Genomic DNA, 13,201 nt, shown 5'->3' with positions numbered 1-13,201 from the left:
GCACCGATCGGCGATAGACACCGGTCGCATAAGCATGATCTTGCCAAGTTATGGCTAGATCATGCCGCTTTTGGACTTGGACGATCGCCGTCCGTCCGGCTAGCCTGTTTCCTCCACACCTCCGACTGCCCCGACAGATGGGCGGCGCCATCAGGAGAGCAGATTTGTCGCAGGCCGTTCCATTGTCCGTACGCCCGACCCATGTGCGATACAGGATCATCGCGCTGATCTTCCTGATCACATCGATCAACTATGCCGATCGCGCAACCTTCTCCATCGCGGGTAATGCGGCCAGCGGCGAACTGGGCCTGTCACCGGTGCAGACCGGCTTCATCCTGTCCGCCTTCGCCTGGGCCTATGTGCTGGCACAGATACCCGGCGGCGCGCTGCTCGACCGGTTCGGGACCAAGAAAATCTACGCTGGCGCAATCGCCATCTGGTCGATCTTCACCGCCGTGCAGGGGACGGTGGGCCTGATCGCCGGCCTGCCGGTGGTGGCCAGCCTGTTCGTGCTGCGCTTTCTGGTCGGCGCAGCCGAAGCCCCCTCCTTCCCCGGCAATGCCCGGCTGGTCGCCGCCTGGTTCCCCGGCGCGGAGCGCGGCACGGCATCGGCCATCTTCAACAGTGCGCAATATTTCTCGCTGGTCGCCTTCGCGCCGCTGATGGGCTGGCTCGTGCATGATTTCGGCTGGCGATCGGTCTTCTGGGTGATGGGCGCGCTGGGGCTGGCGGCGACCGCCCTGTTCCTGCGCTTCATCCACAGCCCGGCCCGCCATCCCGCCATCAACGAAGCGGAACTGGCGCATATCGAGGCGGGCGGCGGCCTGATCCACATGGAGGATGCCGGCCCCGCCACCGCCCGCGCGCCGACCTTCACCTGGCACAATGTGCGCCAATTGCTGGCCAACCGGATGATGCTGGGCATTTATCTGGGCCAATATTGTATCAATGTGCTGACCTATTTCTTCGTCACCTGGTTCCCCATCTACCTGGTCAAGGAACGGGGCCTCAACATCATGGAGGCGGGCTTTGCCGCCGCCGCCCCCGCACTTTGCGGCTTTGCCGGTGGCCTCGTCGGCGGCTTTGCGTCGGACCTCATCCTGCGGCGCACCGGCTCTGTCGATCTGGCCAGGAAGGCGCCGCTGGTCGCGGGCATGCTGCTCGCCACGCTGATCATCGCCTGTGTCTGGGTCGATGCGGAATGGCTGGTCGTCACGCTGATGGCGGTCGCCTTCTTCGGCAAGGGGATCGCCTCGCTCGGCTGGGCGGTGATGGCCGATGTCGCGCCCAAGCAGCTGGCCGGCCTGTCGGGCGGCGTGTTCAACATGTTCGGCAATATGGCCGGGATCGTGACGCCGATCGTTGTGGGCTATATCGTCGCGGCGACCGGTTCCTTCGATCTGGCGCTGGTGTTCGTGGGCGCCCATTGCCTGCTCACCATCTTTGCCTTCACCGTGATCGTGGGGCCGATCCGTCGGCTGGAGCTGGCCTGATGCGGGTGGATCGACGCATGTTTCTGGGCGGCGCAGCGGCGCTCGCCCTCCCCGCGCAGGCAAGGACCGCCCGGCCAAGCCTCTCGCTCGACAAGCCGATGGCCGCGCCCGACTGGGCGACGATGCAGCGCCAGTTGCTGGACGCCAATGCCGCGGCCTGCGAGGCTTTCTATGCCGCCTATGTCGACAAGCGCGATCATCTCAAAGTGTTCGAACGCTGGGGCGCCAATGATGGGCCGGATGACGCGGCCGAAGCGACCAACGACTGGTATCTGCTCCATGCACTGGGCGGCAGCGACCGGATCAGGACGCTGGCCGCGCGCTTCTGGGAAGGGCATCTGCGCCAGTTCGCCGCCGCCCGCACGACCGACGTGCCGATCGCGCGCGCCGGCATGTACCATCGCGAATTCCCGGTGCAGATGGACTGGCAGCATAATGCGGAGGGGCTGACCAGCTTCAACCTCATGGGCCTGTCCAGCCCGCGCGATCGCACGCTGCTGGCGCGCACGCGGCGCTATGCCGATTTCTACACCGGCCGCGATTCCACGGCGCCCAATTATGATCCGCAACGGCGCATGATCTGCAGCCTGCTGAACGGCAGTCGCGGGCCGATGCTGCGACCGGCGACCCCGCTCGACTGGGCCGGCGATCCGTTCGACCCCACCCCTTTCCATATGGAACATGGCGAAACGAGCTACCAACAGACGCTCGACCATTATGCCGAATATGGCGATGTGGTGGGCGACAATCCGCTGAACTTGCAGGCGACGACGCTGGGCCTCAACGCCTATGCGCTGGGCGGCGGGGAGCGGTTTCGCAGCTGGGCGCTCGACTATCTGGCCGCCTGGGCGGAACGGGCGGCGAACAATGGCGGCCTGCTGCCCAGCCATGTTCGCCCCGACGGCACGGTCGGCGACGATTGGTGGAAGGGCGTCTATGGCTGGGGCTTTTCCCCCATCGTGCCGCAGACAGGCGTGCGGGAGGATCGCAACCGCGTCCCCCGGTCGATCACCGCCTTCATGGGCGCGCTGCTGATGAGCGGGGACATGGCCTATATCGACCTGTGGCGGCGGCAGACGGCCCGGATCAACGATGCCGTGCGCAGCATCGACGGCACCTCGTCCGCCCCCACCATGTATGGCACACAGGGCTGGTATGGCTGGAAACCCGGCCCCTACCGCACCAACGGGTTTGAAATCTGGTATATGTCACAGCGCGCGGACGATCGCGCTCTGGCAGGCGACGATCCTTGGATCGCGTTTCTGGAGGGTCGCAAGGACGACTATCCGGTGCAGGCGCTGACCGCCGATCTGGCGCGCGTGGCGCAGCGGGTGGCGGCGCGCGAGCAGGACGATACCACGCCGCAGACGCGGCTGGCGGACTGGCCGATCGGCATCAATCCGGCCAGCGTCAAAAGCCTGGTGCAGTTGATGACCGGCGGGCTGCATATCGCCCGGCCGCCCTGGTCGAAAACTTCTCCGCCGCAGGGCGGCGTGCCGCTCCATTGCCGGTTGCGCTATTTCGATCCGATCGCACGGCGCGCCGGCGTTCCGGCCGATGTCGGCGCACTGGTCCACCGGCTGGCGGATCGGGAAACAGAGGTGACGCTGGTCAATCTGGGCGATCAGGCGCGCACCGTGACGGTGCAGGGTGGCGCCTATGCCGAACATCGGATCGACAGCGTGATGCTGGATGGCCGCACCATGGCGTCAGGTGGACGCGATATCACGCTGCGACTGGAACCAGGATGCGGCGCGCGGCTGGTGCTGGCGATGACCCGCTATGCCAACCGGCCGACCCTGTCCTTTCCCTGGGACCGATAGGCCCCTGCCCTGCCCCGGTTCCATGACCGGGGCAATGGGGAGGATGGATCAGCGCTGGGCCAGTTGCACCGGCGAGACGCGGCTGATGGTCAGGCCATTCTGCGCCCATTCGGCCTTGGTCCGGCACTGGACCAGCGGCGCGCGCGAACCGTTGCGGATTTCGCGGAAGCAGTAGCGGTCGGTCTTGGCATGATAGGTGACTTTGGTGTCACCGAAGCGGCCCTGCGGCTGAGCGAAAGCGGGCGTAGCGGCGGCCGAAACGGCGAGCGTGGCAGCGACGACGGCGGCGGCGAAAGCGATGGTCTTCATGATGGTTGTCCTTCCCTGAACTCTCCGTGGCGATCCGTTGTGGATCATGCCGGAGACGTTGCAGGGGCCGTGCCAATTTACGAAAAGCCCAGAAAATCTGGCTTCCGTGACGCTATTTCGACAAAAGTCGAAAATATTACACCATCATTTAGCGAATAATCCTGTTTTATAGCGTCAATTTCATCGCCTCATAAAAAGGGCGGCGCCAGCGGACACCGCCCCTCCCTCATTTTACCTGTCCAACTCGCTGTCTCAGTCTTCGATATTTCGACGGAACGTCTCCGGCAGGAACAGCAGGCCGACCACCACCGTCAGCGCCGCGACTACGACCGGATACCAGAGGCCGTAATAGATATCCCCGGTCGCCGCGACCATGGCGAAGGCGGTGGTCGGCAGGAAGCCGCCGAACCAGCCATTGCCGATATGATAAGGCAGCGACATCGATGTGTAGCGGATGCGGCTGGGGAAGAGTTCGACCAGCATCGCCGCGATCGGACCATAGACCATCGTCACCAGCATCGCGAGCGCCCACAGGATCGCCACGACCGCGACCTTGTCGATCTGCGCATTGTCCGCCTTGACCGGATAGCCCGCCTTGGCAAGGCCCGCCTTCAACTGCTCCTGGAAGGCGGCGATCGCCGTCGCCTTGTCCTGGCCCGCCAGCGTGGCGGCATCGGGCGCCGTAAAGCTGACCGCACCGATCTTCACGATCGCGGGAGTGCCAGCCGGCGCTTCGACATTGTCATAGCTGGCGCTCGCCTTGGCCAGATAGGTCTTGGCGATGTCGCAGCTCGACGTGTCGAACTTGTTCTTGCCTACGGGGTCGAACTGGAACGAGCATTCCTTGCTGTTGGCGACGACGGTGATGGGCGCGGCCGCCTGCGCCGCTGCCAGCGCGGGATTGGCCGCATGGGTCAGCGCCCCGAACAGCGGGAAATAGGTGATCGCCGCCAGCGCGCAGCCGCCCAATATGATCGGCTTGCGCCCGATCTTGTCCGACAGCCAGCCGAAGAAAACGAAGAAGGGCGTGGCCAGCGCCAGCGCAATGGCGATCAGGATGTTGGCGGTCGCGCCATCCACCTTCAGCGTCTTTTCCAGGAAGAACAGCGCGTAGAATTGCCCAGCATACCAGACCACCGCCTGCCCGGCGACCGCGCCCAGCAGCGCGATGATAACCCAGCGCAGATTGCCCCATTGGCCGAACGCCTCGGTCAGCGGCGCCTTCGACGTCTTGCCCTCATCCTTCATCTTCTGGAAAACGGGGCTTTCGTTGAGTTGCAGTCGTATCCACATCGACACGCCCAGCAGCAGAATCGAAATCAGGAAGGGCAGGCGCCAGCCCCAGGCGGCAAAGGCTTCCTCGCCCAGGGCGAAGCGGAAACCGATCACCACCAGCAGCGCCGCGAACAGGCCAAAGGTCGCCGTCGTCTGGATCCAGCTGGTATAGAGGCCGCGCTTCCCCTCCGGCGCATGTTCGGCGACATAGGTGGCCGCGCCCCCATATTCGCCGCCCAGCGCCAGCCCCTGCGCCAGCCGCATGATCAGCAGGATGATCGGCGCCGCCACCCCGATGCTGGCATAGCTGGGCAACAGGCCGACCGCAAAAGTCGACAGGCCCATGATCCCCATGGTGACGAGGAAGGTGTTCTTGCGCCCGACCAGATCGCCGATCCGCCCGAATACCAGCGCACCGAAGGGCCGCACCGCAAAGCCCGCCGCGAACGCCGCCAATGCGAAGATGAAGCCGGTCGTTTCGTTCACGCCCGAGAAGAATTGCGCGCTGATATAGGTGGCCAGCAGGCCGTAAAGATAGAAATCATACCATTCGAACACCGTCCCCAATGAGGACGCGGCGATGACGAGTTTCTCGTTCTGCGTCGCCGCATGTTGTTTCGGCTGGCCGTCGTCATAGGTCGTCGCCATAAGCCCCTCCTTTAAAAAGTATATTTGGCCGCCATCTCAAGCCGGTCCATCTGGCCCTTGAGGCCGCTGACGACTTCGCGTTGAGCATGGCGATATTCGATGCCAAGGTCGAGATGTTCGACCGGCGACCAGAACAGGTTGCCGGCCAGGCTGTAGGCGGCCTTGTCCGCCAGCCCCGGCACCGTGAAGTCGGACGGATAATAAGCCCGGTGATAGCCTGCCATGAAGGTGGAGCGCAGACTGTCGGTCCAGCCCAGCTTCACCGCTGCATAGCCCGACAGGTTGCTGACCAGCCCCAGCCGCTGCGCCTGCGCCGGATCATCGACCACATCGGCGACCGCGCCCAGCCCCAGATAGCGGCCGATACCCCGGCCATAGGTGGCGAGCAGACGCACATCATGCCGTCCCTGTGGGCCGAAGGCGACCCGCGCACCGCCGCTGACGCCCCAACCCATGGCGGTATCGCTCCGCGCGCCGCCCTGTTCCTCACGGTTCACCGCCAGCATCCGCATCAGCCCGGCGACATGCCATTCCAGCGCCTTGCTCTTATACGCCAGCTTGGCCACCAGATCGGGCATCCGGTCATTGTCACGGTCGACCAGCGCTGCGGCGGCCGGCGTCACCGTCTCCGTCTGCGGATTTTCCGCCGCCAGATAGAGCGAAAGATTGTCGCCCAATGGCTGACGATATTGCGCGATCAACTGACGGACGAAAACGGTGCCCTCCATCGGCCCCACGAAATCGGTGGTTTCGGGCAGCAGGCTGGGACTTTGGAAGGTCGTCCATTCCTGTCCCAACAGCCAGTTGCCATAGGTAAAATAGGCGCGGCGCAATGTCGGCGTATAGGGATTGGTTGCCCGTTGTGCCCCGGCCGGCGCGGTGGCGAGCCCGAAATCGAACTCGATATGGCTCTTGAGCGACTTGGCGCCGACGGGCGTTTCCGTCTCGAAGGACAGGCGGCTCTGCCGGGCATGGCCAATCACATCATGGCTGCTGCGGCCCCCAACCGGAATCTGCTGCGGCAGATAAAATTCCTTGCCCAGCGCGCCGCCCGGCATCTCGCCATCATCATAGCGGGTCGCACTGCCCACCATCTTGACGAATCCACCGATCCTGAAGCTGGTCCCGCCGATCTGGAAGCCCTCCGCCGCTGGCTTGTTTTCCAGCGCGGCAACGCGATCGTCGGCCTTTTGGGCAATCTGCGCCGACGCCTGCTGGTCAGCCTTCGCCGCCTGCAACTCGCCCTTCAGCGCCGTCACCGCCGCTTCCAGCTGGTTGAGCCGCGCTTCCAGTTCCGCCTCGCGCGGGGTCTGCGCCAGCGCGCCCGGCCCGGCCAGCATCGCCGCCGCCAGTGTACCGATCGCCGCGCCATTCCGCCAAATTCCGTAGGTCGGCCATAGAGCCGACATCGCTAACTTCATCATGCCTCTCCGGGTCGGACCATCCCGTCTGTGCGGGGTTGGTGGCAAGTCCAGCCTGTGCCGCCATCATGCGGAGGAAGCGGGGTTGGAGAGAAGGCGGACCATGGTGCCAAAGACCCTCGACTTTGGTCGAGGATGGCGGTCCCCCGTCGCTACGATAGGCTGGGGCAAAGAGCTGGAGAGGTTCTCGACAATGAGCGAAACGCTATACCCCGTCCCTGCTGCCCTCGCCGCAGACGCCCGCATCACCGCCACCACCGCCGCCGCTATGCACGCGCTGGCCGCTTCCGATCCCGACGCCTTCTGGCGCAAGGAAGCCCAGCGACTGGACTGGATCACGCCGTTTACGAAGGTCGATGAAAGCAGCTTCGACGAGGCGGATTTCGGCATCAGCTGGTTTGCCGACGGACAGTTGAACGTCAGCGCCAACTGCATCGACCGTCATCTGGCGGAGCGTGGCGAACAGCCGGCGATCATCTGGGAAGGGGACGATCCTTCCGAAAGCCGCGTCATCACTTACGCCCAGTTGCATGAGGAAGTCTGCCGGTTCGCCAATGTGCTCAAAAGCCAGGGTGTGCAGCGCGGCGACCGGGTCACGCTCTATCTGCCGATGATCCCGGAAGCGGCCTTTGCCATGTTGGCCTGTACCCGCATCGGCGCGGTTCATTCGATCGTCTTTGCCGGCTTCTCGCCCGACAGCCTGGCCAGCCGCATCCGCGATTGCGACTCCCGCATCGTCATCACCGCCGACGAAGGGTTGCGTGGAGGCAAGAAGGTCGCGCTCAAGGCCAATGTCGATGCCGCAATCGCCCATTGCACATCGGTCGAGAAAGTCATCGTCGTCCAGCGCACCGGCGCGAATGTGCCGATGGTGGAAGGCCGCGACCTGTTCTACGGCCCTGCGCGCGATGCTGCCGCAACCGACTATGCGCCCGAAGCGATGGGCGCCGAAGACCCTTTGTTCATCCTCTATACCTCCGGCTCCACCGGCACGCCCAAGGGTGTGCTGCACTCGACCGGCGGCTATCTGCTCTGGGCGTCGATGACGCATGAGCATGTGTTCGATTACCGCCCCGGCGATGTCTATTGGTGCACTGCCGATATCGGCTGGGTCACGGGCCACAGCTATGTCGTCTATGGACCGCTGGCCAATGGCGCAACAACCTTGATGTTCGAGGGCGTCCCCAATTACCCCGACCATAGCCGCTTCTGGCAGGTGTGCGACAAGTGGCAGGTGTCGATCTTCTACACCGCGCCCACGGCGCTGCGCGCGCTGATGCGCGAAGGCGACGCCTATGTGCAGGCCGCCAGCCGCACGTCGCTGCGCATATTGGGCAGCGTGGGCGAACCGATCAATCCCGAAGCCTGGGAATGGTATCACCGCATCGTCGGCGAAGGGCGTTGCCCGATCGTGGACACATGGTGGCAGACCGAAACCGGCGGGATATTGATCGCCCCCCTGCCCGGCGCCACCGACCTGAAACCCGGCTCCGCCACCCGGCCGCTCTTTGGTGTCCATCCCCTGCTGGTCGATGCCGAGGGCAAGGCGCTGGACGGCGCGACCGAAGGCAATCTCTGCATCGCCAAAAGCTGGCCGGGGCAGATGCGCACCGTCTATGGCGATCATGAGCGCTTCTTCCAGACCTATTTCACCACTTATCCCGGCCGTTATTTCACCGGTGATGGCGCGCGCCGGGACGAGGATGGCTATTATTGGATTACCGGCCGCGTGGATGACGTCATCAACGTGTCCGGCCACCGCATGGGCACGGCGGAGATCGAAAGCGCGCTGGTCGCCCATGCCAAGGTCGCCGAAGCCGCCGTCGTGGGCATGCCCCATGCGATCAAGGGCCAGGGCATCTATGCCTATGTCACCCTAAATGCCAATGAGGCGCCATCGGACGAGTTGCGCAAGCTGCTGGTCGCGTGGGTGCGCAACGAAATCGGCCCGATCGCGACGCCCGACATCATCCAGTTCGCACCCGGCCTGCCCAAGACCCGGTCGGGCAAGATCATGCGCCGCATCCTGCGCAAGATCGCGGAAGGCGAAACCGGCGCACTAGGCGATATTTCGACGCTGGCCGATCCGTCGGTGGTCGAAAAGCTCATCGCCGACAGTCAGTTGGCCCACGCCTGACAGGCTGTTTGAGCAACGGAATAACCATAAAGGACTTGCCCCCGATCGGGGCAAGTCCCTATCCCGGACCGGTGACAGACCGGCCGGCCCCACTATCGGAGAGGAACGCGACGCTGACGACGACGCCTGCGACATTGGGCACCATATTGGTAGCGGACGATCATCCGCTCTTCCGTCAGGCGCTGGTCATGGCGGTGGAGGCAGTCGCCCCGCAGGCACGCATAGTCGAAACCTCGACCCTTGATCGCGCCGTGGAAATCGCCAACGCCACCAGCGACCTGCTCCTCATCCTGCTGGACCTGAAAATGCCCGGATCGGCGGGCTTTTCCGGCGTCGCCCTGCTCCATGCCGAGCGCCCCTCCGTCCCCATCCTCGTCATTTCCAGTGCGGAGGCGCAGGTCGCCTCGCCCGAAGCCCGCCGCTATGGCGCAGTCGGCTTCATCGGCAAGGATCAGGATCTGGCTGTGATCGAACAGGCGATCGCCGCCGCGCTGGATGGGCATAGCCCCGCGCCACCTCTGGCTTCTGCGGGAGATGTCGATGACATGGCGCACAAGGTCGCTTCGCTCACGCCCACCCAGTTGCGCGTTCTGCTGGGCGTGCTCGATGGCCAGCTCAACAAGCAGATCGCCTATGAACTGGGTGTAGCGGAATCCACCATCAAGTCACACATGACGACCGTGCTGGCCAAGTTGGGCGTCCAGAACCGCACACAGGCAGCGCTGGCGGCCCGTGCGCTGGGCTTGGGTGCGGATCGGTAGCATCATGAACCTATATGGATCATTTATGACGAATAACTATGCCAATTCGGTAATCCACTGATCCAATATCACACCGCCCAGCGGCTTTGCCAATATCGTGATATTCCGCTGGTGCGCCCGTTCTAGCATCGGCGCGCTGCGCTCCGCCGTCACCAACGCCACCGGCAATCCGGGCCAGCGCAGATGCAGCGCGTCGATCAGGTCGATGCCATCCCGCACCGCACCGAGTTCAAAATCCACCAATGCGCCGTGGAACGGCCCCTGTGCGGCCAGTGCTTGCGCCTCATTGCCGGCCACCACGCAATCATTGCCCATCGCCTCCAGAACCGCCTGCATTGCCATACGGTTGGCGCTATCATCATCGACCACCAGCAATCGTAGCCCGGATGCGCCGATCTCGCCGGCTTCTACCTGGGTGCGCTGCTCCAGATCGGCAGCCACGCGGGGCAAGCTGACGGCAAAGCAACTGCCCCGCCTCTGCTGCGACCATACATCCACTTTGGCGCCGATCAGTGCAGCAGAGCGCTCCACGATCGCCAACCCCAGGCCAATGCCATTCTCGCTCCCCTGCCCCAACCGCTCGAACTCGCGGAAGATGATGTCCAGCTTATCGGGCGCGATGCCGATGCCGCTGTCGCGCACCTCGATCCGCAGACATTGTCCCCGCTGCCGCGCCGCAACGATGATTCCGCCCTGCTCGGTGTATCGGATCGCATTGGACAGGAAATTCTGCACGATCGACCGCAGCAACGACCGGTCCGTCTCGACCCAGCCGTCCCCTGCCCCGACGCGCAGCGACAGCCCCTTCTCCGCCGCCAGCGGCGCCAGGCTCTCGACCAGATCCACCAGCATCGCCCGCGCCGGGAACCGGGTCGGCTGCGGCGTAACCCCGCCCGCGTCCAGCCGCGATATGTCGAGCAGGGCGCCGAGCAGATCATTGGCCCCTTCGATCGACCGGTCCAGCCGCGCCAGCATCGCCCGTTCCGGTTCGGCGAGCCGCCGCCGTAGCGCCGACGAAAAGAGCATGGCCGCGTGCAATGGCTGCAACAGATCATGGCTCGCCGCAGCCAGAAAGCGTGTCTTGTCCGCCATCGCCGTTGCCAGCTTGGCGTTGACCTGCGACAATTCCGCCGTGCGCTGCGCCACTGCCTGTTCCAGATCACGCCGCGCCGTTTCGGTGGCAGCCCGCGCCTGCGCCTCGATCGTGATGTCGGTGAAGCTCATGACATAGCCGCCATCGGGCATCGCCCCACCCACCGTCTTGATGACGCGCCCGTCGGGTCGGTGCCGCTCGAAACTGTGGGGCTTGCGGCTGCGCATATGACCAAGTCGCCGGGCGACATGATCGTCCACTTCGCCGGGACCGCAATCGCCCCGCTCGGCATTGAAACGGATCAGGTCGGCGATCGGCACGCCCACCCGCACCAGACCGGGCGGATAGCGAAACAGGTCGAGATATCGGCTGTTCCAGGCGATCAGCCGCAAATCGCGGTCGATCACGCTGACGCCGACGTCGATATTTTCCAGTGTTGCGGCCAGCAGCCCTTGCGAGAAATGGAGCGACTGGCCCGATGCGTCCAGCACCTGCGCCACCTGCGCAAAGCCCATGCCCTGTCCGGAAATGGCCGACGCCATGATCGCGCGGGCGGAGGAGGCACCCACGACGCTGCCGATCAGACGCTCGGCCGTGCGCGCGCTGCTCTGGTCGATCGGTCGATCCGATCGCTCATCCGGGCCTAAAGCCTCCGCTGCCGCGTCCACCCCGACGAAGCGCGTGACCAAATCGCCCAGCGCCGCCATCGTGCCGATTGGGGCAATACCGCGCTGGCGCACCAGCCCTGCCGTGCCGACCGTCCGGGCCGACACCAGCAGGGTCGCCAGCATGTTCCCGCCCAGGCTGGCGATCGTGCCCAGCGTCACCGGGTTGCCACCGGTCCAGCGCGCAATCCAGTCGGGCAGCAGGTCGACCGATGGCAGGAACAGCGCCAGCATCCAGATGGCAAAGCCGGTAAGCAGCCCTGCGCCGCCTGCGACGGCATCATTATGCGGCCGATAGACGGCGCAGATCAGCGCCGGGGCGCATTGCGCGATGGCGACGAAGGCGATCAGTCCGACAGAGGCCAGCCCGGTCGTGAGCGGCGTCGCCATGGCATAGAAGGCCGCAGCAACGATCATTCCAACAATGGCGCCGCGCCGGACCCATAGCAACCGTTTGCCCATATGACCGCTGCCACCAGACCGGCGTAGCAAAATCGGCGCGAACAGATCGTTGGAGATCATGCTGGATATGGCGACGATTTCCGTCACCACCATTGCCATCGCAGCGGACAGCCCGCCGAAAAAGACCAGCAGCGCCAGCGCGTTGAAACCGAAATGCTGCGGCAGGCTAAGCACGAACAGGTCGGGCAGCGCCCCCTCTCCCAGCAGCGCCAGTCCCGCCGCGGCGATCGGCGGCACGGCCAACACCGTTACCAGCAGATAGGTGATAAAGCCCCAACGCGCGCGCAGGATATCGTCCGAATCGCGTGCCTCCATGACGCTGACGAAGAAATGGCGGGGCAGGCAGATAATCGTCAGCATCGCCAACAGGGTCGTGACAATGAAATCGCCGTCCAGCCGCGCCGGCGCAAAGCCGCTGCGAAAAGCGCTCAGCCCCTCCCCTATGTGCGCGGTCGGCATGGTCCAGAGCAGCCAGCCCGCCAGGCCCGCCACCGGCAGTAGCGCCACCAGCTTCAGCACCGACTCACTCGCAACGGCGAACAGGATCGCCTCATTCTGCCCCGCCACCTGATAACGGCGCGCGCCGAACAGGATAGCGAACAGCGCCAGCGCAGCCGATGCGCCGATCAGCGGCATCGTGCTTTCAGGTGTGCGGGACACTAGCGCGAAGCTGAATGCGACCGAACGCAATTGGAGCGCGACATAGGGAATAGTGCCGAACAGCAGGATGATCGTCACCAATGCCGCGATCACCCGGCTCTTGCCGAAGCGGGAGCCTATGAAATCGGATATGGAGGTCGCGCCGTCGCGATGCACCTCGATATGCAGGCGACGCAGGAAGCCCCCGCCCAGCGCCATCAGCAGCGCCGGCCCCAGATAGATGGGCAGATAGTCCCATCCCCCGGTCGCGGCGCTGCCCACCGCACCGAAATAGGTCCAACTGGTGCAATAGACGGCCAACGCCAGCCCATAGGCATGGATACGCCAGCGCGATCCGCTCAGGCGCGCGCGATAGCGATGAACCAGCGCGGCGCCGCCGAACAGCAAGGCGGCGTAGAGGATGGCCAGAAGAATGGCGATAGACATGGGAAGAGGCATAGTCGCCTCTGCCGCC

8 protein-coding genes are annotated in these 13,201 nt (G+C 64.6%); 4 read left to right on the top strand and 4 right to left on the bottom strand.

Going from position 1 to position 13,201, the window contains the following annotated elements:
• Positions 1-164: 164 nt before the first annotated feature.
• Entirely contained in the window at positions 165-1,493 is a 1,329-nt protein-coding gene (locus RQH62_RS04700) for an MFS transporter (protein WP_311267593.1), read from the top strand.
• Complete coding sequence (locus RQH62_RS04695) at positions 1,493-3,316, top strand: hypothetical protein (RefSeq protein WP_311267592.1); 1,824 nt, start codon at positions 1,493-1,495, stop codon at positions 3,314-3,316. The genes RQH62_RS04700 and RQH62_RS04695 overlap by 1 nt, the downstream gene beginning before the upstream one ends.
• A gap of 48 nt (positions 3,317-3,364) precedes the next feature.
• Here the strand turns inward: RQH62_RS04695 and RQH62_RS04690 are convergent, their stop codons facing one another.
• The 3 genes from RQH62_RS04690 to RQH62_RS04680 form a co-directional block, all read right to left on the bottom strand.
• Positions 3,365-3,625, bottom strand: a complete 261-nt coding sequence (locus tag RQH62_RS04690) for a hypothetical protein (protein ID WP_311267591.1) — start codon at positions 3,623-3,625, stop codon at positions 3,365-3,367.
• A gap of 252 nt (positions 3,626-3,877) precedes the next feature.
• Positions 3,878-5,548 carry an MFS transporter gene (locus RQH62_RS04685; protein WP_311267590.1) on the bottom strand — a complete coding sequence of 557 codons (1,671 nt, stop codon included), beginning with the start codon at positions 5,546-5,548 and terminating at the stop codon, positions 3,878-3,880.
• 11 nt (positions 5,549-5,559) lie between these two features.
• A complete protein-coding gene (locus RQH62_RS04680) occupies positions 5,560-6,972 on the bottom strand; it encodes a DcaP family trimeric outer membrane transporter (protein WP_311267589.1) in 1,413 nt (470 codons plus the stop codon).
• Between the two features lie 190 nt (positions 6,973-7,162).
• Here RQH62_RS04680 and acs point away from each other — a divergent pair, with 190 nt between their 5' ends.
• Both acs and RQH62_RS04670 read left to right on the top strand, forming a co-directional pair.
• On the top strand, positions 7,163-9,106 hold the full coding sequence (acs, locus tag RQH62_RS04675) for an acetate--CoA ligase (protein WP_311267588.1): 1,944 nt from the start codon (positions 7,163-7,165) through the stop codon (positions 9,104-9,106).
• 146 nt (positions 9,107-9,252) lie between these two features.
• Positions 9,253-9,867, top strand: a complete 615-nt coding sequence (locus RQH62_RS04670) for a LuxR C-terminal-related transcriptional regulator (protein ID WP_405053520.1) — start codon at positions 9,253-9,255, stop codon at positions 9,865-9,867.
• A 36-nt stretch (positions 9,868-9,903) separates the two neighbouring features.
• Here the strand turns inward: RQH62_RS04670 and RQH62_RS04665 are convergent, their stop codons facing one another.
• On the bottom strand, positions 9,904-13,173 hold the full coding sequence (locus tag RQH62_RS04665) for a PAS-domain containing protein (protein WP_311267587.1): 3,270 nt from the start codon (positions 13,171-13,173) through the stop codon (positions 9,904-9,906).
• Positions 13,174-13,201: the final 28 nt, after the last annotated feature.

Source organism: Sphingobium sp. WCS2017Hpa-17 (genome assembly GCF_031843765.1).
Taxonomy (GTDB): domain Bacteria; phylum Pseudomonadota; class Alphaproteobacteria; order Sphingomonadales; family Sphingomonadaceae; genus Sphingobium.
This window is presented reverse-complemented; position numbering and strand designations above follow the sequence as displayed.

Excerpts from the sequence above, each read along its gene's own strand:
- RQH62_RS04680 (WP_311267589.1), bottom strand. The coding sequence starts at position 6,972 with ATGATGAAGTTAGCGATGTCGGCTCTATGGCCGACCTACGGAATTTGG.
- RQH62_RS04695 (WP_311267592.1), top strand. The coding sequence starts at position 1,493 with ATGCGGGTGGATCGACGCATGTTTCTGGGCGGCGCAGCGGCGCTCGCC.
- RQH62_RS04665 (WP_311267587.1), bottom strand. The coding sequence starts at position 13,173 with ATGTCTATCGCCATTCTTCTGGCCATCCTCTACGCCGCCTTGCTGTTC.
- RQH62_RS04685 (WP_311267590.1), bottom strand. The coding sequence starts at position 5,548 with ATGGCGACGACCTATGACGACGGCCAGCCGAAACAACATGCGGCGACG.
- RQH62_RS04690 (WP_311267591.1), bottom strand. The coding sequence starts at position 3,625 with ATGAAGACCATCGCTTTCGCCGCCGCCGTCGTCGCTGCCACGCTCGCC.
- acs (WP_311267588.1), top strand. The coding sequence starts at position 7,163 with ATGAGCGAAACGCTATACCCCGTCCCTGCTGCCCTCGCCGCAGACGCC.